At 48.8% G+C, this 24,471-nt stretch carries 23 protein-coding genes and 1 riboswitch; of the genes, 1 reads left to right on the top strand and 22 read right to left on the bottom strand.

Annotated elements, in window-relative coordinates:
• Positions 1-98 precede the first annotated feature (98 nt).
• From DLM76_RS17110 to DLM76_RS17010, 21 genes are all read right to left on the bottom strand, one after another.
• Positions 99-2,219: a TonB-dependent receptor gene (locus DLM76_RS17110; RefSeq protein WP_118965945.1), complete on the bottom strand. Its 2,121-nt coding sequence runs from the start codon at positions 2,217-2,219 to the stop codon at positions 99-101.
• A 374-nt stretch (positions 2,220-2,593) separates the two neighbouring features.
• A complete protein-coding gene (locus DLM76_RS17105) occupies positions 2,594-3,199 on the bottom strand; it encodes a histidine phosphatase family protein (RefSeq protein ID WP_118965944.1) in 606 nt (201 codons plus the stop codon).
• A gap of 2 nt (positions 3,200-3,201) precedes the next feature.
• Entirely contained in the window at positions 3,202-4,164 is a 963-nt protein-coding gene (gene cbiB / locus DLM76_RS17100) for an adenosylcobinamide-phosphate synthase CbiB (RefSeq protein WP_118965943.1), read from the bottom strand.
• 2 nt (positions 4,165-4,166) lie between these two features.
• Entirely contained in the window at positions 4,167-6,755 is a 2,589-nt protein-coding gene (locus DLM76_RS17095; protein ID WP_118965942.1) for a cobyric acid synthase, read from the bottom strand.
• A gap of 10 nt (positions 6,756-6,765) precedes the next feature.
• Positions 6,766-7,335 (bottom strand): bifunctional adenosylcobinamide kinase/adenosylcobinamide-phosphate guanylyltransferase, encoded by a 570-nt coding sequence (cobU, locus tag DLM76_RS17090; RefSeq protein WP_118957076.1) that lies wholly within the window; start codon positions 7,333-7,335, stop codon positions 6,766-6,768.
• Positions 7,323-7,958 (bottom strand): histidine phosphatase family protein, encoded by a 636-nt coding sequence (locus tag DLM76_RS17085; RefSeq protein ID WP_158586395.1) that lies wholly within the window; start codon positions 7,956-7,958, stop codon positions 7,323-7,325. Before DLM76_RS17085 ends, cobU begins: the two co-directional genes overlap by 13 nt.
• A complete protein-coding gene (locus DLM76_RS17080; RefSeq protein ID WP_118965940.1) occupies positions 7,955-8,635 on the bottom strand; it encodes an adenosylcobinamide amidohydrolase in 681 nt (226 codons plus the stop codon). Before DLM76_RS17080 ends, DLM76_RS17085 begins: the two co-directional genes overlap by 4 nt.
• Positions 8,632-10,035: a cobyrinic acid a,c-diamide synthase CobB gene (locus DLM76_RS17075; protein WP_118965939.1), complete on the bottom strand. Its 1,404-nt coding sequence runs from the start codon at positions 10,033-10,035 to the stop codon at positions 8,632-8,634. The genes DLM76_RS17080 and DLM76_RS17075 overlap by 4 nt, the downstream gene beginning before the upstream one ends.
• Positions 10,035-10,571, bottom strand: a complete 537-nt coding sequence (gene cobO, locus DLM76_RS17070; RefSeq protein ID WP_241548276.1) for a cob(I)yrinic acid a,c-diamide adenosyltransferase — start codon at positions 10,569-10,571, stop codon at positions 10,035-10,037. Before cobO ends, DLM76_RS17075 begins: the two co-directional genes overlap by 1 nt.
• A complete protein-coding gene (gene cobM / locus DLM76_RS21920) occupies positions 10,568-11,332 on the bottom strand; it encodes a precorrin-4 C(11)-methyltransferase (protein ID WP_118965937.1) in 765 nt (254 codons plus the stop codon). Before cobM ends, cobO begins: the two co-directional genes overlap by 4 nt.
• A gap of 13 nt (positions 11,333-11,345) precedes the next feature.
• The gene (gene cobJ, locus DLM76_RS17060) at positions 11,346-12,821 is read right to left on the bottom strand and encodes a precorrin-3B C(17)-methyltransferase (RefSeq protein ID WP_118965936.1); all 1,476 of its coding nucleotides are present in this window, start codon (positions 12,819-12,821) and stop codon (positions 11,346-11,348) included.
• Complete coding sequence (locus DLM76_RS17055; RefSeq protein WP_118965935.1) at positions 12,818-13,981, bottom strand: cobalt-precorrin 5A hydrolase; 1,164 nt, start codon at positions 13,979-13,981, stop codon at positions 12,818-12,820. Before DLM76_RS17055 ends, cobJ begins: the two co-directional genes overlap by 4 nt.
• On the bottom strand, positions 13,965-14,726 hold the full coding sequence (gene cobI / locus DLM76_RS17050; RefSeq protein ID WP_118965934.1) for a precorrin-2 C(20)-methyltransferase: 762 nt from the start codon (positions 14,724-14,726) through the stop codon (positions 13,965-13,967). The genes DLM76_RS17055 and cobI overlap by 17 nt, the downstream gene beginning before the upstream one ends.
• Entirely contained in the window at positions 14,723-15,964 is a 1,242-nt protein-coding gene (gene cbiE, locus DLM76_RS17045; protein ID WP_118965933.1) for a precorrin-6y C5,15-methyltransferase (decarboxylating) subunit CbiE, read from the bottom strand. The genes cobI and cbiE overlap by 4 nt, the downstream gene beginning before the upstream one ends.
• On the bottom strand, positions 15,961-16,632 hold the full coding sequence (locus DLM76_RS17040) for a precorrin-8X methylmutase (RefSeq protein WP_118965932.1): 672 nt from the start codon (positions 16,630-16,632) through the stop codon (positions 15,961-15,963). Before DLM76_RS17040 ends, cbiE begins: the two co-directional genes overlap by 4 nt.
• Entirely contained in the window at positions 16,625-17,746 is a 1,122-nt protein-coding gene (locus tag DLM76_RS17035) for a cobalt-precorrin-5B (C(1))-methyltransferase (protein ID WP_118965931.1), read from the bottom strand. The genes DLM76_RS17040 and DLM76_RS17035 overlap by 8 nt, the downstream gene beginning before the upstream one ends.
• A gap of 12 nt (positions 17,747-17,758) precedes the next feature.
• Entirely contained in the window at positions 17,759-18,508 is a 750-nt protein-coding gene (locus DLM76_RS17030; RefSeq protein ID WP_118965930.1) for an FAD-dependent oxidoreductase, read from the bottom strand.
• A 4-nt stretch (positions 18,509-18,512) separates the two neighbouring features.
• Entirely contained in the window at positions 18,513-18,887 is a 375-nt protein-coding gene (locus DLM76_RS17025) for a DUF3209 family protein (protein WP_118965929.1), read from the bottom strand.
• A gap of 14 nt (positions 18,888-18,901) precedes the next feature.
• Positions 18,902-20,089, bottom strand: a complete 1,188-nt coding sequence (locus tag DLM76_RS17020; RefSeq protein WP_118965928.1) for a CbiX/SirB N-terminal domain-containing protein — start codon at positions 20,087-20,089, stop codon at positions 18,902-18,904.
• 4 nt (positions 20,090-20,093) lie between these two features.
• Positions 20,094-20,903 carry a CbtA family protein gene (locus tag DLM76_RS17015; RefSeq protein ID WP_118965927.1) on the bottom strand — a complete coding sequence of 270 codons (810 nt, stop codon included), beginning with the start codon at positions 20,901-20,903 and terminating at the stop codon, positions 20,094-20,096.
• Between the two features lie 2 nt (positions 20,904-20,905).
• Positions 20,906-21,091, bottom strand: coding sequence for a CbtB domain-containing protein (locus tag DLM76_RS17010; protein WP_118965926.1), 186 nt, complete (start codon positions 21,089-21,091; stop codon positions 20,906-20,908).
• 140 nt (positions 21,092-21,231) lie between these two features.
• Positions 21,232-21,413, bottom strand: a riboswitch (cobalamin riboswitch).
• A 316-nt stretch (positions 21,414-21,729) separates the two neighbouring features.
• Between DLM76_RS17010 and DLM76_RS17000 the strand changes: the two genes are divergently transcribed.
• A complete protein-coding gene (locus DLM76_RS17000) occupies positions 21,730-23,859 on the top strand; it encodes a DUF8509 domain-containing protein (protein ID WP_118965924.1) in 2,130 nt (709 codons plus the stop codon).
• 5 nt (positions 23,860-23,864) lie between these two features.
• Here DLM76_RS17000 and DLM76_RS16995 read toward each other — a convergent pair whose 3' ends face one another.
• Positions 23,865-24,332: a DUF8512 domain-containing protein gene (locus DLM76_RS16995; RefSeq protein WP_118965923.1), complete on the bottom strand. Its 468-nt coding sequence runs from the start codon at positions 24,330-24,332 to the stop codon at positions 23,865-23,867.
• Positions 24,333-24,471 lie beyond the last annotated feature (139 nt).

Here is a 24,471-nt window from a genome sequence, read left to right as displayed (position 1 = left end):
CTTGTTTTTATAACTCGGCGATTCATTTCATTTTTGAACGCGGTATTCGATTCGCATACTTCTTCCCGCGATGCCTTTGCAGATCTGTATCACTGAAATTAGAACGAAGCGCGAACGGCCAAACGAACCGATCGTGGCGCGGACGGTCTCGTATGAATGTCGTTTGTTCCGCCTTCGTCCGGGCCTTCGGCCTCGTGTTTCAAACGGGACGCGTAGTAATAGTCGATGTCGCTGACCTTTGCGTTTTGGAGGTTGAACATCTCGAAGACCGCGCTCCACGTTTCGTCAAATTTATGCCCGAGCTGCAGATTGAGCAACGTGGTCGGCGGTGATCGCACCGAGTTGTCTTCGATCAAAGAACGAGGACCGAAATAACGGGCGCGGACACTACCGAACCATCGATTCGTTTCTTTGAGAGTGATTCCTCCCGTATAAACGCTTTCGATCGAACCGGGAATAAAGTTGCCCGGCTCGTCTTCGCTGGAACGAAACCGCGACTTGGAAACCGAAACGTCCGCGTCGAAGACCAGATTCTTGATCGGCTCGAACGAGTTGGACCACTCGACACCCCTTCGAGTGCTCGAGCGGCTCGGTTCGGTCGTGGCGGCGTCCCCGACAAAGATCAATTCCGAATCAAGATCGAGCTGCCAGGCGCTTACGGTGGTCTTCCATCGATCCATCACCACGCTTCGAATTCCGAATTCTCCTCCTCGGGACATGACGATCGGAATAAACGGATGCGCCTTATCGGTAAGACCGCGTGCGTCGTTCGTATGAAACCCATGCCCTCCGTTGAGATAGATTTCGGTGTGCATCCACGGGCCGAATACGATCCCCGCCTTCGGACTTCCCACCGAGGCCCGCGTTCGGTCGCTCAATTCCGGATTCTTATCATCCACGTGGAACTGGAACTGATCGGCTCTGATTCCGAGAACGGTCCGTATTTTAGGCGTCCATTGTATTCTGTTTTCATAATATACGGAAAGATTCGTCTCTATGATTTGGTTCGATTTGAGGTTGTCGATCTGGGCGCGGGCCTCCGTATGATAGAGGGCGTTTCGAATGAAGTCTCTGCGGATTTGAATTCCCACTTGGTTTTCGAATTTGATTCCTTCCCATTCGGAAAAAATTTTATAGCTCGTTTTGATTCCGGATACGGTTCTTCGATCGGTTTGTTCGACCTGATCGCCCCGTTCGTGATCGACCATATAGTATGTCGTGTTTGAAAAAAGGGCGAGATCGTAATACAAACCATATACTAACAATCTAATATCCTTCGTTTTGTCTCTGTGATGCGCTTCCCAGGAAAGACTGGCCCGATTCGTTCTTCCTCCGTCCGTGGGATCGACCGCGTCGTATCTTCCGATTCCGTCGTTTTCGGGGTCGAGCCACGACTTCCCTCTCTCCAGGGCGCGTTTCGGAATTTGATGGGTCGTATGCCAGTTTCCTCTATAACCCATTCCTAATAAACGATGGCCGCTCTTATCATCGCCCACGCTGTAACTTACGATGCCGTTCGCCTTTCTGTAATTTTCCTTTACCGTCCAAGGTCCGTCCGAATGAGAACCTTCGAACGCGTACAGCAAAGTTCCCGATCCGATCGAATGCGACTTTGCTACCAAGGCTCTGCCGAAACCCAGGGTTCCACCTTCGATCGTGGCGATTCCTTTCTTTAAGGAACGAAAGTAGGAAACGTTCATCGCCCCCGCTGAAGAGAAATTGCCTTCGTCCGCGTAATAAACTCCTTTTTTAAACCGAACTTCTTCGATGAGTTCCGGCATAATGAAGCTGATATCCGAATACCCTTGCCCGTGTCCGTGCGAAGGATTGTTGACCGGAATGCCGTTTACGCTTGCCGCAAAGTCCGTTCCGTGATCGAGATTAAATCCGCGGAGATAGTATTGATTCGCCTTACCCGAGCCGCTGTGTTGGCTAACGATCATTCCCGGAATGAACTCCGCGATTTCCCCCGTTCTGGAAATCGGACGGGATCGAATCTGTTCGGAACGAATCACTCCTTCGCTCGCCGAGCCCGCGATTCCAAGTCCGAAGTTCGCTTTTCCGTTGACGACGATCCCGGAATCCTTTTTGGATTCGCGATCGGATTGGGTTTTGTCCGTTTCCTGCGTTTGTGCATATAAACGCATTTGTCCGAAACAACCGATAAAAATGAGAATGATAAGAATCCCTTGGGTTCTTCCATATACGTCCTTTGCCATTTCTCCACCTGATGAACGGGGAAAGCTCGAAAAAAGAATACGGATTCCGCTTGAACGAGCGGATAGAATATTCCTATATCATGAAATTCTGATTCTATATCCTGATTTGAGGATGCCCCAAATAGTCTTTCGGGGCCCTTCGTTCTGTACGGACGTACATAGGCGAGAATGCAAACAACCTAACCTCGAGGTTTATGAATTGCGGGAGATCTGGCTTATCTCAATCGTTATACGCGAATGAGACATACAGTTGCGGGTCAGCGTGGGAGTTTCACCCAACTTCATCCCTGAAAGCTAAGGCCAGTAAACCGATGTTTGATTTTGCTTACAATAATATTTTAAAATTTAAGATTTTAATTTCGATCGATTCCGGATTATGGAAATGATTTTCGTTCGGTTGCCTTCGCCTCGAATTCAATACATTCTCCATTTTGAATATGCCAAATATCTTTTATTTCCGGCCTGAGAATTTTAAACATTCGTGTCATAACGAAGCCATGCGTGCACAATGCGACGACTCGGTCTCGGAATAATTCGGCGTGAGAATCTAGAAAAGAACGAATCCGTTCGTCCACGTCTCGTTTAGATTCTCCTCCGGGAAATCGAAGATCGTCGTATATCGGACCGAAGTCGCTCCATCGCTTCCAAAACGATTCCCCGAAATACGTATCCACTTCTTCGATGAGTTTGCCCTGCCCTTGTCCGAGGTAAACTTCCCGAAGTCTTGCGTCGAACGTCGTTTCTAAGCCGAGTTCGCTCGATACGATCGCGGCCGTTTGTTTGGCGCGTAACAGATCGCTACTGATGAGGAAGTTCACGCCCGATTTTTTTAGGAAAGGGATTACGGATTTCGCCTGTTCTTCCCCTTCTTTCGTAATCGAAACTTCCGAATGGCCTTGAAGTCTTCGTTCTCGGTTCCATGGAGTTTCGCCGTGTCGAAAGGCGTAGAATATATTACGTTGATCGGGTCGATTTATCATTGTTAGGTGACCCATTCTTTCCAAACCCAAGCGGATAAAAAATAAATCAGGATATAAACGCACGCGGTGAACAGGGAGGAAAGAAGAATCAAACGATTTGCCTGAAGAATATGTTCGACCCGGAATTCCTTTTTGAAATCCCCGAGCTTCGGTTTCTCGCTTTTGACCCCGTCGTAAAAGTTGATTCCTCCGAGCTGAAGTTCCAGCGCTCCTGCTGCAGCCGCTTCCGCAAGACCCGAATTCGGACTCGGATGTTTTCTCCCGTCGCGCAAGAGGATATAGAATGAATTCTTAAAGTTGTATCCTAAAACCCAAGACGAAAATACAAGGACGCAGGACGTGATTCGCGCGGGAATGTAATTGGCAATGTCGTCCATTCTTGCCGGGAAGCCCCCGAACATCCGATATCGCTCGTTCTTATATCCGAAAAGAGAGTCTAACGTGTTTATGGATCGATACAACATCGCCCAAGCCGGTCCTCCGAATGCGGCGTAAAAGAGAGGAGCGGTGATTCCGTCGACCAGACTTTCGGAAGTGCTTTCGACACAGGCTCGTATGATTTCCGGTTCTTCGAGATCTTTCGTGTCTCGTGCGACGATACGGGAGACCCGTTCGCGTGCCAGAGGAAGATTTTTCTGAACCAGAGCGTCGTAGACTTCCCTGCTATGATCGATCATATCTCGAATCGCAATCGTAGTATAGATCGTAATCGCAGACAATAATGTTCCGAAGATCCAATGCGTCGTTTCCGCAAATCGAATGAACAAAAAAGGAATGAAAAAAGAAGGAAGATATACGGAACAAGAAGTGAAAACGCCCGCGATTCGTTCCGAACGAAATGCGGAACGAAAGAAGACTTCGGAAGTTCTCGCGAATTTACCGATGATACGAACCGGATGCGGTGCGTTTCTCGGGTCGCCTAATATCAGATCGAAAACGATGGATGCGGCTATGATCCAAGGCATCGTCAAAGTCCCATCAATTGATAAACGAAGTTCACGTCCAAAGATCGCCTAACGTGTTCCGCTAAACGGTCCAGGGATTTTTCAAGGTTGTACGAAACTTGGATTTCACCCAAGGGTTGTTTGCCGTTTCGGGTTCGGATCCGATCCAAATAATTTCTCCTAAATTCGTCTCGATCGAAAACTCCGTGAATGTATGTTCCCCAGATTCTTCCCGTTGAATCGCTATGACCGAGAGCGTCCTTGTTTTCGTTTTGAAAGATGGTTGCGTTTTGTCCGATCGACTCCGTTCTTCCGTGATGGATTTCGTATCCCTCCACTTCGCAGCCGCTCGGATTATGAATCGCCTTGACTTGCTTGAGCAATTTATCTTTTTCTAATACGGTTTCCAGATCCAAAAGTCCGAGGCCTTTTGTGTTTCCCCGATCCGTTTCGATCCGATACGGATCAAAGACGTTTCTTCCGAGCATTTGATAGCCGCCGCAAATGCCTACGATATCCGTTCTTCCGTTATTCGCCAGGGTTAGGATCGGTTCCTCTAAACCGACATTGCGTATATGATCCAGATCGGTGATAACGTTTTTGCTTCCGGGAAGAATCAGTACGTCCGGTTCTCCCAGATCCTTTCGGCTTCTCACGATGCGAACGCGTACGTCCGGTTCCATCCGAAGCGCGTCGATGTCCGTATGATTGGAGATTCTCGGAGTGTCGATCAAAGCGACATCGATTCTATTTCCCAAGGGAGATGTGTCGTCTAACGCTCCCGATTTGAATTCAAGGGAGTCTTCTTCGGGAAGTTCCAGGTTTTGAAGATGGGAAACGATTCCTAGAACGCGTTTGCCCGTGTATTCTTCCAGATATTCCGTTCCCGTTTTGAGCAATTCTTTGACTCCGCGAAAGCGGTTGATGATAAAACCGGCTACGAGTTTTCGTTCCCATTCCGCTAGGGTTTCCATCGTTCCTAGGATCGATCCGAAAATTCCTCCGTGATCGATGTTTCCGATGAGAAAGACGTTGGCCTTTGCATACTCCGCCATTCTCATGTTTACGATGTCGTTTTTTTTCAGGTTCACTTCGGATGCGCTGCCCGCTCCTTCTATTAGAATTGCGTCATATTCGGATGAAAGCGAATCGTACGCTTTTTTCACCTCTTCAAACGCGAAGGATTTGTATTTCGTATAGTCCCTGAAATCCATTGCGGCGATCGGTTTACCGTTGATGATTACCTGTGAATCCTTTTCGCTCGAAGGTTTGAGAAGAATGGGATTCATCCGAATGTCCGGAAGAATTTTTGCGGCCTGTGCCTGCAAGGCTTGTGCCCGTCCGATCTCCCCTCCTTCGCGGGTAACGAAAGAATTTAAGGCCATGTTCTGCGATTTAAACGGAGCGACTTTGATTCCGTCTTGAACGAGAATCCGGCAGAATGCGGCGGTCATAACGCTTTTTCCTACGTTAGACGCCGTTCCTTGGAACATGACCGCCGGGGTTTTGCGCGGAACCTTTCGAGGATATGTTTTACCGTGAGATAACTCGTAGAGGGCGTTTAAGATCGTTTCGTTTTCTTCCGGAGTTCGAACCGCAAGGCGAACGAATTTTTCGGAGAGTCCGATAAAATTACCGCAATCTCGGACAGCGATCTTATACTTTAACAGAAGATCGTTTGCGAGAGAAGACCCTGTTCTTTCGTTCCGTATTTTTACGAGAACAAAATTCGTCTCGCTCGGGAATACATGCAAAAAATCGAATCGACCGAGTTTTGCAACGAAGTCGTCTCTCCATTCGGAAACCTTGTTTCTTGTCGCTTTAAAAAAATCCGAATCGTCGATCGCTTTTTCGGAAACGGCGGCGGCGAGCGCGTTGACATTCCAACTGGGAAGTCTTTTGTTGAGTCGGGAACAAATCTCTGCGGAAGCATTGCAGAATCCGATCCGCAGTCCCGGAATCGCGAGAATTTTCGTCAAAGACCGGATCAAGATCATATTTTCGGTTCGTTCATTTTGAAACGAATCTTCTTCGGAAACGAATTCGATAAACGATTCGTCGATCACAAAGAAACTATCCGGGAAAGTCTTCGCGAGTGTTTGAATTTCTTTTTTGTTGAGAGTGAGTCCGGTGGGATTGTTCGGATGCCCTAAAAAGATCAAAGCCCTCCGGTCAGGATTCGATCGTACAACCTGTTCGATCGCATCGACTTGAAGACGAAACGAATCTTCTTCGTGGAGGCGCAGTTCCGTGCAGGGAAGATTTGCAAGTTGGATCGATTCCCGATAACCGCCGTAACAAGGTTCAATCAGAATCGCATAATCGGCGTTTACCGCAGACGGAATCTGATGGATGAGTTCCGCCGCTCCGTTGCCGAAAACGATCTGATCGGGGAATATTCCATATTTTGCATGTAATTTTTCCTTCAAAGACGCGTAATCGGGATCGGGATAAGAGACAAGATCGCTGATCTTAGAGTTTAAAAACGGGCGGAGCCATTCCGGGAACCCGAGCGGATTGATATTTGCGGAAAAGTCCAGAATTTGATCGGGTGCGCACCCTGCTCTGCGCGCAAGCTCCCAAAGATTTCCACCGTGTTTTGTACGTTCCATATTCGCTTTTTTATCCTAATTGTCGGCGTTTCGGATTCCGAACCGAGAGTGGAATCCCGCTGACCATAAAGTAGACCGAGTCCGCGCTTTGTGCAACGGTTTGATTGCAAGTTCCCAAAAGATCTCTGTAAATTCTTCCTGACTTGGTTGGCGGAACGATTCCCAAACCGACTTCACTGCTCACAAAAATCACTCTTTCAATCGGAGAACGGGAGATCGTATGCGTCAATTCTTTGCAAAGGATTCGAACCTCCTCTTCGTTTAACAAACGATCGGATCGTTCGGCTTGATAGAGCAGATTGTTGATCCAAAGGCTGAGACAATCCACGACTACGATCGATCCCGGCCGAATTCGGTCGGAATCGAATCGACTCGCGAGGTTCGTTTCTTCTTCGACGGTGATCCATCGTGCGTTTTCTCGTTCTTGTTTGTGTTTATGAATTCTTTGATGCATCTCCTCATCCAGGATCGGACAGGTTGCAACGAAAACTTTCTCACCTTGAGATTCTTCCGCAAGCCGTAACGCAAAGCCGCTTTTGCCGCTTCTGCATCCGCCCGTGATTAAGGTTATACCGGCCATTCGCTTCTCCGTTTTGCGGAATATTGATTGAGGCTTGTGAGCAATGCGGTCCCGTTAGAAAAAATTTCCATAGAAGAAACCGAAGCGCTCTTCACTTGGAAGTGAAGGTAAGAAGAAGGATGAATTTTTAGAAGAAGGCAGATCAATGTGGAAATCAATCCTCCGTGCGAAACGAGAATGATCTTTTGTGCGGAAGACTCCTTTAAAAAAGAAGATAAGAAGTCGATGCGGTCCACGAACGTTTTAAAGGATTCTCCGCTCGGGAAGGAGAAGAGAGACGGCTCGGCGGCCCAACGAATCAAACCTTCCGGATCGATTTGCTCCAATTCCGTAAAACTTCTTCCTTCCCAATTTCCGAAATGAATTTCCTGCAACGCCGGAATGACGATCGGCTCCGAAGAAGATTCCAAACCCATTTCTTTCCAAGTTTGAAGACTTCTTTTTGACGGACTGAGGTAAACTTGTTCATTCGAAGAATGGAATGTTTCTTTGCAGTAATTTCCGAGCGACTGCGCGTCCGAAATTCCTTGAGCGGAAAGTGGAGGATCGAGTCGGCCGACGTATTTGAATCGATAATCGATTCCTATGTCCGCGTTTCGAATGAGATACAATGTCTTTTTCAAAACGTTCCTCCCGCTTTGATTTTTTCCTCTTTCCATTTCTCGATTCCTTGCCGTACGGATTCGTAAACCGCTTTGCCGATCAGATGACCGGAAAGAGTATGTTTGCCCGTGTAACGGATAGGATCGCCTAACAAAGGTGAGGCGAACGCGATACAATCGGTACCCGTTCCCGTTGAAAAATCTCGACTCACCTTGCTTTTGACGTCCGCTTCGAGAACGGCAAGGGTTCTCGCTTCCGCGATGAGAGAGACCGCTTCCAAGGACGCGCTTAAATCCATCGGCGCCGAACACCGGACCAGAATGTTGATCGTTCCATACGAAGGAGAAACAAAGGGGGGATCTCCGATGCGAACGGCGTTTCCAAGACCGGCGGTTACCAGGGATTTGATTTGCAGCGTTCCCCGTTGCAGAGGGACTTCGGAATAATTTTCAAGGGACGCGCTCGTTAAAAAACCGACTACGTTTCCCGATTTTTCTCGCCGTGATAATTGTCCGCGGAAGTAATCGCTCGGTTCGATTTCGGGAGAAAGATCTTCGTTGCGAACCCTATGCCATACGATCCGATCCGTTTGCGTCCAGCCGCCTCCGATCACGGCCCAACTCAACACGTTATGCGCCTCTTTCAGATCGATTTCCAACCAGGAGACATTCGATGGATTGGATAGAATGGAACTCATCGGATCACCTTTGCTTGGGCGCAGGCTTGTACGAATCGTTCCGGTAGAATCGGATTGGAAGCCCAATGCACGTGAACATAGGACGCGAGAACGGAATTTCGAAGATATCCCTCTTCGCTTGTTTCGTTTCCTCTCCGTTTTCTGAGTTTATAAGAAAGTTCGATTTCAGCGGAAGAATCCAGAGTCAATTCCGAATAACGAAATTGATGTCCTCTAAAACGGATTCCGGGTTCTCCGAAGAAGGTGGGAATCTCCGTGGAAACTTCGACGTAACCGAGCGCCTTTAGTTTTTCTCCCATGGTTACCGTTCCCCGAATCAACCCGACCATCGGATACGATTCTCCGTTAACGAGTCGAATCGAGTCGGAAAGATACATGAGTCCGCCGCATTCCGCATAAACGGGACGGTTCGTATATGCAAATTCCCGAATGTCGTTTAACATTTCTCGGTTTTCGGAAAGGGCTGCGGCGTGCAGTTCCGGATACCCTCCTCCTATGTACAATCCGTCCACTTCCGGCAATCGGTTGTCTTTGATCGGGGAAAAGAATACGAGTTCCGCTCCGGCTTCTTCCAGTCGCATTAAATTTTCTTGATAATAAAAATGGAAGGCGGCATCCATCGCGATTCCGATTTTACATCGAGGCGCGATGGATCGAGTTTCGCGGCGGGGTGCGGAGAGTTTCGGGGCCGTGTTTGCGATTGCAAGGATCGAATCGATCTGCAACCATTCTTCCGCTAAACTTCCCCAAAAAGAAAACATCTCCTCAGGTAGGGCGTTCTCAGCTGCGGAATACAATCCAAGGTGCCTTTCCGGAAACGCGTGTTCGGGTCGTTTCGGAAACCCGCCGACGATCGGCACGTCCGAAGAAGCGCTTTCCAAAAGTTGAATATGTGATTTGCTTCCGATAAAATTCGTACATGCGCCCGCGACGTTCAGATCCGGGTCGAATTCTTTCAAGCCTTTGAGAATCGCCGCCGCCGTTCTTGCCATCCCGCCCGCATCCAAGATCACGATCACCGGCGCGGACAACCACTTCGCGATTTCCGCGGTGGAACCCGCTTCTCCGTTGGGAGAATGTCCGTCGAACAATCCCATTACGCCTTCGATGATCGCAATGTCCGCGTTATGACAGGCTTCTCCGAACGTATTCAGTACGGATTCTTTTCCCATCAACCAACCGTCTAAGTTGTGACAAGTTTTCCCGGTGGCCCGAGAATGATACGTAGGGTCCAAATAATCGGGGCCGCATTTAAAGACCGCGACGTGCATCCCCCGTTTTTGAAGGGCTTGCGTTAGCGCGAGAACGATTGTCGTCTTGCCGACTCCGCTCCCGGTTCCGGCGACGACGATTCTCGGAATGTTTCTTTCAAGGGAAGAATTTCGAGCAGGATCGTTCATCAGAAATCGATTCCTTTTTGCGCGGGAATTCCGCTTTGATACGGATGTTTTTTCGCTTCCATCACGCTTACGAGATCCGCGTATTCCAGCAGAACTTCGGGACAGTTTCTTCCGGTGACGACCACGTGAACGTGGCGGGGACGTTCTTTTAAAACTTCTAAAACTTTTTCCACTGGAAGCCATCCGTAATGAAAGGCGTACGTAATTTCATCGAGTATTATAATATTATGATTTCCTTCTTGAATCATCCCTGCGGAAACGGACCAGGCCTCTTCCGCCGCGGCCTTGTCCTTGTCGAGATCGTCGCTGTCCCAAGTAAAACCCAGACCCATAACGTGAAAGTCGAGTTCGGGAATCGTTCTCGCGAATTTCCGTTCCCCCGTTTCCCATTTTCCCTTGAGAAATTGGATCACCCCGCATTTCATTCCTCTACCCAAGGCTCGAAATACGATTCCGAGCGCCGCCGTGGTTTTTCCTTTTCCGTTTCCGGTATGAACGACAACAAGGCCTCTGGTTTCTTTTGCGGGTTCGCTCATCGATTTCGTTTTGCCTTTCTGAATCCGTGCGAAAAATCGGCGGAATACAACCTCGAGTCCGCAAAATCGCGACAATCCAAAACCGGACCTACGAAGATGATCGCCGTCGACGAAATTTTTTCGGCTTTGACGCGCTCCGCGATGTCGCATAACGTCCCGATTAAAATTTTCTGTTCGGGCCAGGTCGCTCTTTGTACGACCGCCACGGGACATTCCGCTCCGTAAAAAGGAGTCAATTGTTCTACGATTTTTCGAATGTGGAGTACGCTCAAAAAAAGTGTGAGAGTGGCTCCCGATTGTGCGAGAATTTCAAGTCGCTCTTTTTCAGGCATCGGTGTTCTTCCTTCCGCTCTTGTGATGATGACCGTTTGCGAAACTTCGGGAAGGGTGAGTTCCTTGCCCAGAACCGCGGCGGCCGCCGTAAAGGAACTGACGCCGGGTACGATTTCGTATTGTATATTCAAAGAATCGAATCTTCTCATCTGTTCGGCGGTGGACCCGAAGATCGAAGGATCTCCGGTATGCACCCTCGCCACGTCCTGGTTCTTTTCTTTAGCCTGGAGAATTACTTCTAAAATATCGTCTAATGTCATATTCGAGGAATCTAATACGGTTGCGTCCTTTTTCGCTCTTTCGATAACGGCGGTCGGCACGAGTGATCCGGTATAAAGAACGACGGGACAGGTTTCCACGAGTCTCGCTCCTTTGATCGTGATGAGTTCGGGATCGCCCGGCCCCGCTCCGATGATATAAACCTTCATACTGCACCTTCGCTTAACATTTTAGGATCACTCCGCGGACGAGAGACCAGACGTCCAAGGGCATGGCGCCGAGCCAGGAAATGTCCGAATATTCCTTCTCGTCGATAAAAACCTTTCCGCTTTCTGTTTTTACATAACCGAGAAGCCGTTCGCTTGCGGAAGAATTTCTGTATATGATGAATTTCTCATATATTTCTCGTGGAAGAATGTCGTTGTGCGCCGAAATCGCGAATTCGAAAATGAGATCGAGAACTCTTTTTGGATCGATCACTTTGAGTTCGCAGTATCGACCTCCGTATTCTCCCGGATCGCGGAAACCGTAGTCTTCGAAGCGCGTGGGAGTTTTCAATCTTCCCACGATATAATAGCGATCCTTGTTTTTAAAAAGAATTCCGCCGCCGAGTCGGCCGATAAAACAAAGTTTGTGTCGGGTCGGATCGATGGAATCGATTCGTTTGGGAACGTTTTCTTCTTTCATCTTGGTCAAAAGATCCAAGGTTTCGATCGCCCTCACTGCGGAAGAATCCAGGGTCGCGGTCGCACTTACGGGCGCGGCTTGAGGGTTCGTTTCCGCCTCGATCACCGAAGTCGAAGGTTTTAGAAATGCGCCTTTGATTTTCGTAATATTCAAATTCGGTGATGGATCGTTCTCGGAGGTTCTGCTTTGCAGATCGCCTTCCGATCGAAGAGAAAACGCCCTTCTTTGTCCTTCCTTGACGCTGCCGTCTTCCAAGGAATATTTGTTCGTATAACCGCGAGGGGTGACCATAAAACCTTCGTAGACGAACGTTTTGGTGGAGCCCACGAGTACCGTGGTGTTCATTCCGATTTCGTAATCCAAAAAGTTGTCCAGATCCGAAAGCTGAACGTTCTGTTGTCTTCGATACGCGCTTTTGACGAGCGCGACCGGGGTCGTTCCGGGGCGATGTCGCTTAATAATTTTGGAAGCCTCTACGATTTGTCTTTGTCTCCTGCCAGAGGCGGGGTTGTAAAGAGTGATGACAAAGTCTCCTTTCGCGGCGCACTCGATCCTGTTTTCGATCACGGCCCAAGGAGTCAAAAGATCGGAAAGGGAGATTCTCGCCATATCGTGAACGAGAGGGGCGCCCACAAGAGAAGCGCAGGAACTATCCGCGGTGACTCCGGGAATCATTTTGATTTCGGGTGAATCTTCCTTCTTCCATCCGATTTTACGCAAGACTTCGAAGACGAGGCCCGCCATTCCATACACACCCGCGTCCCCGGAAGAGATCAGAGTCACGATTTTGCCTTCTCTGGCGGCGTCGACTGCGGCTTGCGCCCTGCCGACTTCTTCGGTCATTCCCGTTCTTGTCACTTGCTTCCCGACTAAGTGGTGTTTGACGAGTCCGATGTAGGTCGCGTAACCGATGACGAGATCCGCTTCCTGTATCGCTTTTAAAACCGCAGGCGTAATGTGCGAATCGTTGCCCGGTCCGATTCCGACGATGTTGAGTTTTCCTTTCTTCATACGTTTTCCCTCGAGGCTGTCGTCAACTCGGGCATCGATCGTTTCGGAAACGGAATTCGAGAAATCGCAACGGTGAGATTCTTACCGTTTTCTTCTTCCTTGTATTTTTGTTTGGGAACGAGTAATGCTTCCGCTCCGGAAGCGAGCAAGCTTGCCGCCTCGCTGACCGATTTGGTTCCCACAAAATGTTTCACCGTGTTCGAAGGATTGACAATCGAAGCGACTTGATCCAATTCTTCGGAGGAGAAGGTCGACAATTCCCATCCGTATTTTGCGCAGAGTTCTAAAAACGCGTTCTCGTCTTTTTTGAGGTCCGCGCTTGCGATGGCGCGTACGCTTTCGATCGCGAGTCCGTTTTCCGAAAGAATTTTGAGAATCCCGTTTTCCGCCGTTTGAAACGGTATGTCACGATCGCATCCGAGTCCTAGTATCAGAGATTTAGGATGATATAATATAGAATTATTGTAATGTTCTATGCTTCTTGTCTTTAAGTCGTTCCGATCCGTGGCGATGAGAAGAATTTCGTATTCCGTAGGATCGACGTTCTCCCAGGAAGTCGCGTATTCCACTCCTTTCGGAAGAGGTTTATCCGGAGGCCACCAGTCGGCTTCTCCCGTTTCCTGAACGAATAAAACTTTCGTTTCGTTGACGACCGCCGCGCAGCCTCGCGTTACGTTCCGATCCGGATGTTCCAGTTTCCATCCGAAATCGCGTCCGAGTATGTCCACGGTCAACGTGCCGGAAACGTCGGACGCGGTCGTGATGACGGGAGTATTCTCCAGGGTTTGCGCGAGACGTTCCGTATAAAAATTTCCCCGGCCTACGTGACCGGATAAGACGCAGATCGAAAAATTCGCGCGATCGTCGACGCAAAGAACGGCCGGATCCACTTTCTTATTTTCTAATAAAGGCGCGATCATCCGAACGACGGCGCCTACGCTGATGATGAAGATATGACAGTCGTATTCCTGAAACGTTTCGCGCATCGTTTGATCCATCGGAAGCGAAAGCGGTTTGGAACCGGCGGGCGCTTGATCGAGAAACTTGGGAGAAACGAAGAGGTCCACTTCTTCCCAAGCCGATCGGATTCTTTTGGCGATTTCGAGTCCGTGTTTTGTGATTACAAAAACGGAATATGGTTTTCTATTCCGCTTCGACATTCCGTCCTCTTAATACGCCTTTTCGTTTTCGGATCGAAAGAATCACCATCGAAAAGTAATCGCAGTTTTCGTTTCGAATCGTTTCCAAATCGCGTACGATTCTTTGTCGATCCGTGGTTCCGTAAGATACGTAGCTTGCGTTTTGCAGCAGATCGAGTTCCTTCAGCATGGCAACGAGCTGCGGAACGACTTGTCCCACTTTCGTAAGAACCACGGTGTCGAATTGTTTTACGAGTTCGGGTAAGTCTTCGATTCCGTACGTTCCCGGAACGACGCAAAAGCGTTCTCTTCCGTCCGCAAGCGGGGTTTGCAATTCGGCGGGAATCGCCGTGATGGATGAAACGGCCGGAACGATTTCGACTTCGATACCCGGCCATCGATCCTGCGCTTCTTCCAAAAGATAACTCCAGGAACTGTAAACGCTCGGATCTCCTTGCGTGATAAATGCAACGTTATGCCCTGCTTCCAATCGAACTCCGATTTCCGAAAAGGCTTTGTCCCAAGCGGGAATCAGAATCTCCGGTTCCTTAGTCATCGGAAAATGAAGAAATAATTTTTCTTGGGAAGAATTTTCCCGAACGACCGGAGAACACACTCTCCATGCGAACGGTTCTAAGTGTTCGCTGCTTTTCGGAATCGCAAGAACGTCTACTCCATTCAAGACGTGAACCGCTCTAAGAGTGATCAAGTCGGTGGCGCCTGGGCCCACTCCGACTCCGTAGAGTTTTCCGTATTTCGTTTTCATCGTTGAAACCCCTCCGGCTTCGTGACTTTAAAGATATGAATCGGGTTGAGAGCTTCGTATCGCAGATAGTCCGCGAGAGGTTGTGCCCGGGAAACGTTCAAAAGAGTGACGTCGGGAACGAGACAAAGTTTTTTGAAACTTTGATACGCTTCCGCGACGTTGTCGAGAGTTACCGCGTTGACGACCAAACTTCCGGAAGAACTGAGTCTATTTAAGCAAATTCGAATAATCTCATATAGGTTTCCTTTGGAGCCGCCTACGAATACACAATCTGGATCGGGGAGCCGTTCCAAAATTTCGGGCGCTTTTCCGGAAACGACGTGAACGTTATCCGTTTTTTGGGAAAGAACGTTTTGTTTGCAGATCTCGATCCCTTCCGGATCGACTTCTATGGCGTAGGATTTTCCGTTTTTGGCGATTTGAGCCGCTTCGATCGCAATCGATCCCGATCCCGCGCCGATGTCCCAAATCACGCTGTCGTCCCGGATGTCGAGATACGCGACGGAAAGAATCCGCACTTCCTTTTTGGTGATCAGTCCTTTTTTCGGGGTTCGTTTCGCGTAGTTCTCTTCGGGAACGTTAGGCACAATCGAAGGGGGCTTCCATTCGGATTCGTTTCGCGTAAGAATCAGCACGTTCAAAGGATTGATCCCTTCTTCTTCGCTTAACAATTTTATGTCGAACTTGCGGATTCTTTCCTCTTTGCCGCCTAGGTTTTCGCAGACGAACGCGGTCCAATCCGTTTCGCCGAAGTTTGAAAGATAGGACGCGATCGCCCGAGGATGATTCACCTCGTCCGTAAACAGAGCGACCTTACGAAGAGATTGGAGCTTTGTCACCAGGCCCTCGATTTGTCTTCCGTGTAGGGATAAAATTTCGGCGTCGTCCCATTTCATTCCGACTCGAGCGAACGCTTGTTGAATCGAACTCGGAGCGGGAATGAAGTCGACGTGTTCCAATCCCACTTTTTTGGAGATGAGATTTCCGATTCCGAAAAAGAGAGGATCGCCCGAAGCGAGAACGCAAACGGTATGTTCGGAAGCGAGTTCCGCGATCCGTTCCGTCGCTCGGATCAAATCCCCTTTGAAGACGATCTTTTCACCGCGGAATTGAGGAAAAAAATCCAAATGTCTTTCGCCTCCCGCGAGAACCTGCGCTTTGGAGACCGCGTTGATCGCGAGGCTGGAAAGCCCCGGACAACCTTCGTCGCCCATTCCGATTACGGTGACGGCTCTCATCGTTCCCCTCGTTTGGAGGATAAAAGAAGAAGTGCGTGAATGATCGCGACCGCAATCGTGCTTCCTCCTTTTCTTCCCCGCGTCAGAACGTAAGGCGTGGAAAGCGTATCAGAAGATTCTAATGTTAGAATCACTTCCTTGGATTCGACCGCGGAGACGAAACCTACCGGAACGCCGATGACGAGGGCAGGTTTTGCGTTTTCTTCCCGGATCATCCGTTCGATTTCAAGCAGGGCCGTGGGCGCGTTCCCGACGGCGAGGACTGCTCCATTCAAAAGTCCTAATGTATGTGCCTTGCGGATCGATTCGATCGCACGAGTGGAGTTCTTTTCTTTGGCGGTTCGAATCACGTCTTCGTCGGAGATGAAACCGTACGTCTTGCATCCGTAGGCGGCGAGTCTTTCCTGATTGAGACCGGCGATGATCATCTGCACGTCGCAGACGATAGGACAACCGCTTCGCAACGCGGCGATCCCGGAGTCGACCGCGCGTTTATGGATTTTCGTGATGTCTTTGTATTCGAAGTCGGCGGTTGCGTGGATGATTCTTCGGACCACTTCCCATTCTTCCTTTGAAAAAGAATGCGGTCCGGCCTCTTCGTCTATGATCGAAAAGGATTTGTCTTCGATTTCCCTTCCGAGAGACGTCATTTGTCTCATGTCATTCATGTTCGGGATTTCCTTCCGTTGATTCTATGTTTTGCGAGAAGTTCTCGCATTTGCCGAGCAGGACTCCGTCGAAGTCCACCATATAACAGGAGATTTGTAGATTCGTTCCCGCGTGTTTGGAACAGTTCTTCGCGACGATCTCGCAGATTCTCGTGGTGATATGTTCGTAACCGTTCGCTTTGCAGACTTCCAATACGTGTCTTGCCGTGTTTGCGTTTTGAATTTCAACCGCGATCGGTTCCGGGATTCCGATCGATCGCGCGATTTCGGATAACAATTTCGTGTTCACGGAGGAACCGCCTCTATGAGTCATCATCACTCCGTCGGCCATCTTGGATAACTTGCCGATCATCCCCACGATGATGACGTGACGCATGGATTCCTTGACCGAGGTTTTGATTCCGGTTCCGATAAAATCGCCGACCTGAATAAAGGAGAGTTCGTTCAAGGAAGGCAAAAGATCCATCGCGAACTTTTCGGATTTGCCTCCGGTCGTCAATACGACGGTATCGATTCCGTATTCTTTCGCCATCTGAACGGCTTGGATCACGCTTGCCTTGAACGCGGCGGTGGAATACGGCTTTACGATTCCGGTCGTGCCCAAGATGGAAATCCCTCCGATCAAACCCAGACGTTCGTTCATCGTCTTCTTCGCCATTTCCTGGCCGCCCGGTACGCTGATCTCCACCTCGGCGCCGTTATACGAACTTCCTTCGAGTTCTTCGAGGATCATTTCGCTGATGTTCTTTCTTGGAACCGGATTGATCGCGGGCTCACCCACTTCGAGACCGAGTCCCGCCTTAGTTACCGTCGCGACTCCGTCTCCGCCTTTCAGGACGATTCTGCTCTCTTTTGTTAAGCGAACTCGCGCCGTGAGTTCGGCTCCGTGCGTGCAATCCGGATCGTCTCCCGCGTCCTTGATCACGCTGCAGATCGCGACTTCTCCGTCGAGTTCGCATCGTTTGACCGGAAATAGCACCTGACGTTTGTTAGGCAAAGTCGTTTCGATTTCCAAAACGGGTTCCCGTTTTAAGAGAAGACGGGTGGCCGCTTTTGCCGCGGCGGCGGAACAAGCTCCCGTAGTGAATCCTTCTCTTAATTCTTTCGTAGCCATAAAGTGGTCGCTTCAAGGTCGAACGTTTTCCGATTCCCGCATCGAATGGAAGAACGTTTCCAATCCGACGTTCTCTTCCGAAAGTCCCCGGACTAAAAGAACGTCTCGGATCATTCGGATCAATTTCCCATCCCCCGCTAAAAACGCGTTGTTCGGGAAAATGGAAGAATCCAATTCTTCCGTAACCGCACGCAGACATTCTTCTTCGCGTAGGCGATCGCCGATCGGAGAAATCGGAAGTATATGCAAAGAATGGAATGTGTTTGGTAGCAGGTCCAAAACTTCCTGCACGGAAATAAATCCGTCGGCGGGAGATAAAAACCAAAGAACCGCAGTGCGTTCGAACTTGTCTTTCCATCGGTTGGATTGAAGAATACTGATGATCGCCGTGATTCCCGTATCGGTCGCTACGAGAAGAATTCTTCCGTCTTTGGGCCAGGAAGGGTTTGCGATAAACTTACCCCAAGGCCCCGAAAAATCGAGTTCGGAACCGATTGCAAGATTTGGAATATACCGGGAAGCGAATCCCCCGTTTAACGGCTGGATGCGGATCTGAAACTCTTCCTGTTTATCGTCCGAGGAAAAGATCGAATAGGCGCGTTTGATTTCCTTTCCTTCTTCCGCGATAAAACCGCAGTTGAAGATCACGTATTGACCTCCTGAAAAATGAAGAGGCCCGCTTTTGGAAACGAAGGTAATCGTCGCCGAACCTTCGGTTCGAATCACGTTTTGGACGACCGCTTTTTTCGGAGGATTTGCCATCGATTTATGCCGGATAAATTTCGTGAACGAAGTCGTGCATCTCTTCCAGATCGCGAAACAGATTCTGAAAGGACAAAAGGGAATTCTTCAGTTCGAGTTCCACCTTTTTGGTAAGAATCAAAAGGGAACGATAATACGACATCTTCGGATCGTCTTTGGAGGTTTTGGAGATCGTCTCCTCCAAATCGCTCAGAGAAGCCTCGTAAAATTTGATGAGAGATTCCAAGTCCTTGGCTTCCGCAAGAGAACGAATCGGTCCCGGAGCGCCTAACGCGTCTTCGCCGATCTCGGCCCTTTCGTGACGGATCGTAGCCTCGTCCTTGATTCCGATTACGTTCATCATTCCCAACCGCAGAGCGGCCACTTCGTGACATGCCATTTGATTTCCTCCCATTACTGCATGATATTGTCTACGAGTCGCGACACGAGACGGTCGTTAAACAGGTGTTCGGCGACCAATTCTTCGGCGTCGTTTTCATCGACCTTTTGATACCAGATTCCGTCCGGATAAACGACCACTGTGGGCCCTTCTCCGCATCTTCCCAAACAGGAACTCTTCGATACGCGAAAGTCGGTTTGTCTTCCGTGTTTTTTGATCGCGGAACGGAGACGATGAATCAGGGAAATGCTTCCCTTGCTCGCGCAATCCACGTTCTCGCAAACGTAGATATGTTTTTTTAAATTTCGATGCGGAAACTCGTGCGGCGCCGCTTGCGTATGCGTCTCGAGATGTCTCATGCTCCAAAGAAGAGAATTGAGTCCGCCGACTTTGTTCTTGAGACCCGGAATGGAAACTCTGTATTCGCAGTGATCGCAGGGAAGAGCGGCTTTGCCCGAAAGAGCCTGCGAGATTCTTTCATCGAGGATCGGATACAGGATCGGATCGGGTCCGAAATGAGGCGCGACCTCGATCCGAATCCAAGGATGACTCTGCGAATATTCCCCGGCTATATGAGAAATCTTTTGTATTAGTTTTCCATCAAATAGGAAATACGGGAGAATCAGCAACCGCTCCGGCCTGAGTTTCGCCGCCATTTCTATACTTTCGTGTAACAGCGGTTTTGTGATTCCGATAAAACAGGGTTTGACGAAGAGAAAGGAATTCGCTTCTTCGAAAAATCGCACGGCCTTGTAGAAATCTCCGTTGGCATCCGCGTCCGAAGCCCCTCTGCCCACGACGATAACGGCGGTTTTGGAAACGGATTCTTCCTTAAAGTGTTCAGAGGTGCGAGATCGGATGGATAATAATTTTATGATATTCGAATGAATTCCCAAAGGTAAGGCGGTGATCCATTTGTGGTTCGGAAATTCCTCTTTGAGATCCGAAAGGATCAGAGCGATGTCGTTTTTTACGTGTCCGCTCGCGAATAAGAATAAGGGAACGATGAGAATTTTTGTGTGGGCGGATGCAAGCTCGCGCAAGGCCGTTTTTAGATCCGGCTGCGCGAGTTCGACGTAAGCGATTCGGATTTCAGATTCGGGATGAAGTCTGCGATATCCTTCCACAAAGGTCTCGAATTCCTCACTGGAGGAAGTTTCTCTGCTTCCATGGCCCACGATGAGAATTCCAAGACCGTTCATAGTTTTACGCCCTTCCCGTTTCCGCTGAGACAAAAACGTTTTGTTTTGTTCTTAGGAAACGCGTTACCAGAAATCCGATCACGCTCCAAAAAACGAGGTTCGCGAGGATACTGTTGAAAACGAATTCCACTCGGAGTGAATTCGGGACGGGCGTTTCGGTCGAATACGGAGGAACTCCCGGAATCCAAAACAGAAAACCGAACAACAGAATCCATAACAAAACGCAAAGTAGAAGTGCTATGCTTCTCTCTTTCGGAAAGCGTATCTGCAAATACAAGCTAAGAATCAAACCGATCGAAGACAAACCGACCGATTGCAGCCACCAGAATTGCCTGGATTCGAAGTCTTCTTCCGAGCCGATCACTCCGGGAAGTTGCGGAGGAAGGCCCAAAGATGGAATTCCGAAAAAGATCAGGAATCCGGAAACGGCGATCAAAAGGGAAGGTTTCCAGGACGCAGAAAAGAATTCAGAAGATAGAATATTCCTAAATTCTAAAATACAATGCGCTAAGGTCGCGAGAATCCCGAAGGCAAGACCCAAAAGAAGGCAGCCGATCCAAGTCCACAAAAAACGTTTCCCAGAAGGAGCGGAAGAATCCCCTTCTGAAACGGTCGTTTCGTGATGATGGTGCGCTTTGACTCCGGTACCATGAGAATGCGAATGCGCGGAAGTCGTCTCCGTTTTCGTTTCGAAAGTTTCGGCCTTGAGGATCAACGGTCCGACTAGGAATTGAAGTAAGATTCCGTACGTCAAACCGGCGATCAAACCCGCCTTAGATCCTAAGACGAGTCTCTGTAAAAGGATTCCTTTCATCTTCAGTGACAGGGAAATCCGGTCGCGTGTCGTATATCGTGAAACGACGCGTGCAGTTCGGGCATCGGTTCCAAGCCGACGATATAAATCACGAACAAAGAAACAAAAATCAACGATACGGTCAGGAACGGATCTAATGACACGGAAAGATCCTTGTTCCGTTCCACGGACGTAGAAACGGTACGCATAGAATACTCCTCCTTGCAGAGTAAACTTCAAGACGAACGATATGTAAGCGTAGAAATTCTCCGAGGAGCATCTAACGCGTGTTAATGAGAAATTGTCTTTTTTAAGTTACGGATCGCCTTACTTCCGAGGACGAAACGTATCTTCAGGATTTTCATAGGGTCGTATTCTGACTTGAGATCTTCCTACTCAGCATGCCTTCCCAGGTTGCCCCAGTGACTTAATATGCCTTTCGTCCCTCTTACAGCGGCGGATACCGTGACGGATTCTAACCGTCTTCCCACCGACGTGGACGTCGATGAATCCCATGAAAATGGACTGTAATTCCACCAGCATTCGGATCGATTCTTTTGGAAAGAAGATTTTTTCGATCGATCTAAAAATCTTTTCGAGTTGAAACGCTCTTTTCTTTGATCTAAGATAAGATCGGTTCGAAGTTTTGGAATTTGTTTGCAGAATTCTTTACGGCGCGTCCCAAAAACCCGATTTACTTTGTCAGAAAGATCAAGCTGCAAGGTTCTTTCTCCGTCGAGCGACTCACAGGAGTGAGATGCCGAGTTTTTTTGGGACAGGTTCTTATACTGAAATCGCTTCTAAGAATCCTGCTTGACCCTGAAAAAAAGAAACTTATACAGTTCGCATGTTTTTTTTAGCGCAAGCCCGCCCCATTCTTGTCTGGCCGGAATTTTCTTGGATCCCGGTCATCAACGGAACTATCTTTGTGGCTCTCCTGTTGCTTGCCGGATATTATCTAGAAAGACGTTTTCGAAATTCGATCAAACATCGCGCCGCGTTGCGCGCTAAAATTCTCAAAAAACTTCCGCTGACCTACATGAACGGAAGAGACGTGATTCAAATTCACTCTTTTGTGGATCACGCATCCATCTCCGTTCTTCAAAAGATCTCGGATTCTCACTCTTGGTTTCAGGAAGTGTTTCTTCCGGAACTTGCTTCGTTTCTCGCACATCAGGGAGAACTCCCCGCTTGGAGAGACGCACTCATCGTCAAAAGATTGCAACATCTCGTTCACGATCTCGGACCTCATCCGAGAAAATTGATTCCCGTCGTATTCTTGACCGATGGGGAAGAAGCCTTCCCCGGACTTTTGTATTCGGGGCCGCCCGGTCCGGACTCCGTTCAGAAAACTCTTCACGCGAAAGTTTTTACGAAGAAGTTGTATCATTCGTTTCCCGTATCGACCGGGGATAAGATTCACGTATTGTTTTCCGGCGAAGACAAGGAATGGATTCGTTTCGACGCGAAGATCCTCAGTTTAAACGGAAATGATATGGGAATTCAAGTCGAGACTCCTCCCGAAAAAGACGCGGAAAAAACGAGGGCTTGGGGCGGAATTCAAATGGGCGGCGTCAGCGCTCAGGAAGATATCGCTCTTCCCGAAGAATTTCAAGGGAGTCTAACGCAGATTTTGAACTACGCGGCGATGGGGAACTCGGCCACGTCCGAGATTCAACGAAGGGTGCAAGCCTTTAAGGAACATCCCGGTCTTGTCCGCAAGGAACACAAACCCGAAGAAATTCAAACCTTCATTCAACTGTACTCCGCTTGTTATGCGAGATACAGATCGGACATCGGTCCGGTTCCGAAAGCGGTTCTTCTGTTTTTATACTTCTTTTATATGGACGAGAATCTTCTTTCGGCGGGAAGAATCGTTCAGCTCTACGGAACTCTTCAGAAGATCCGCGGTTATACTCAGGATGCAAATCCTTCCAATCATAAGATCGCCGTGTATTTTTTACCGGAATGGCTCGGTCTCATTCTTTCCGGAAAGAAAATTCCTTCGCGAAATCACTTGGCGCAATCGTACGAACAAGTGCGCGCGACGATGTTGCGTAAAACCGGAACGGACGAATTCGCGGGCGACAGCGGAATCGAAGACCTTCTTCATTTATTGGATTGGGAACTCAGCAATTTATTGTTCAACGGTCTGATCGGAGTATCCGCCAATCCGAACCTCGCGTATCCGATTCTTTCCGAAGATCAGATGTACGGAGAGACGGATGCGTTCTTGGTGACCCCGGAAAAACTGAACGCGGTCGTCGATCACGTTCATAAAATCGATAAGCATCTTTTTTACAGACAGATCTCTTTCGAACCCGAACAGACTCCGGGCAAACCCGAACTTGCAATGAAGGAAATCTGTCCCGATTGTATCATTCTTCCCGTGTTCGGAAGCAGAGGCGTTCTTTGGCAGGAAATCACTTCGGGACTTTCGTCGAGAGGACGTCTCGTATTTCCGCAGATCTTAAACGAGAACATGACTCTTGCGATCACGAGAACCCTCGGAGAATTCCGCTGGGAAATCGAACGAACCGTCCGCGGAAGAAAATGGAAGGATTCTTCCCCTCCTTCGCTGACTTCGGAATATTATTTGTATCTGGAGAATTACCGTAAGTCTCCGGCTTTGACGCCCGACGCGAAAAAAGGAATCGATCAACAGCTGGTAAAATATAAGAAAAATCTAAAGGACTTGTTCGCTAGCGATTATTCGTATTGGATTCTGTTCGAATCCTCCGGCAAACTCAGACTCAATCGCGTTTCGAGGGACATACTCAACCGTTACGTTCCGTTTTCTCCGCAGCTTCGCGGCGAGTTGCAGAAGAATCCGATCCTCAAGGAGTCCATGGATTCTTTCGAGGCCAGAAAACGCAGACTCGTTTCCGGAATCAAAAAAAGATACAATCCGTACTTTCAAGCGGGAAACGTCCCCGTCGAAGTTCTGGAAACCATCAAGTTCTTCGAGGAAATGTAAGAATATTATAATAATCTTTCGAACGGAGAAGTGCGCCAGTCCTTCGTTACGAAAAACTTGGAATGACAGGCCGGGCAGGCGTAGTTTCCGGAAACCTGTATCTTCAGCATATGAAAGCAGTTCGGACAATTCACCAGGACGGGAGAATTCTCCGTAAACGCCCCTCCGTTTGCGTCCTCCGCGGTCAGATGGGCTTTTGCCGATTCCCGATCTCCGAATACGGGGATTTCGTTTTCTTGTTGGGAAGAAATTTCGATTCCGCCCGGAACGGAGCAGATCGCGAACTTGGTTTGCGGAAACCGTTCCGGAAGTCGGTTTAATATGGAAGCTCCCTCTAACGTTGCCGTTTGAAGTCCCGATGCGTCCAAAAGAATTTTGCGAGGAGCTTCCGCGAGATCTTCCAATTTGGAAAGCAGCGCTTCTCCCAATTTAAAGTCCAGATCTCCTTGGAGGTTGATGATAATTTCTTTCAAGGTGTCCCGATATTAGAACCGATTTATTCTCCTATTGGAGTGGGGCAAGAAAAGAATTTCTGCAACACATTTTTCGATTCGCCCAAAAATCGGCCGCATTCATTTCAAAAAGATTGGACTTTTAGGAACAAGCGGATTT

The sequence above is a fragment of the Leptospira yasudae genome (assembly GCF_003545925.1).
Classification (GTDB): domain Bacteria; phylum Spirochaetota; class Leptospiria; order Leptospirales; family Leptospiraceae; genus Leptospira; species Leptospira yasudae.
This window is presented reverse-complemented; position numbering and strand designations above follow the sequence as displayed.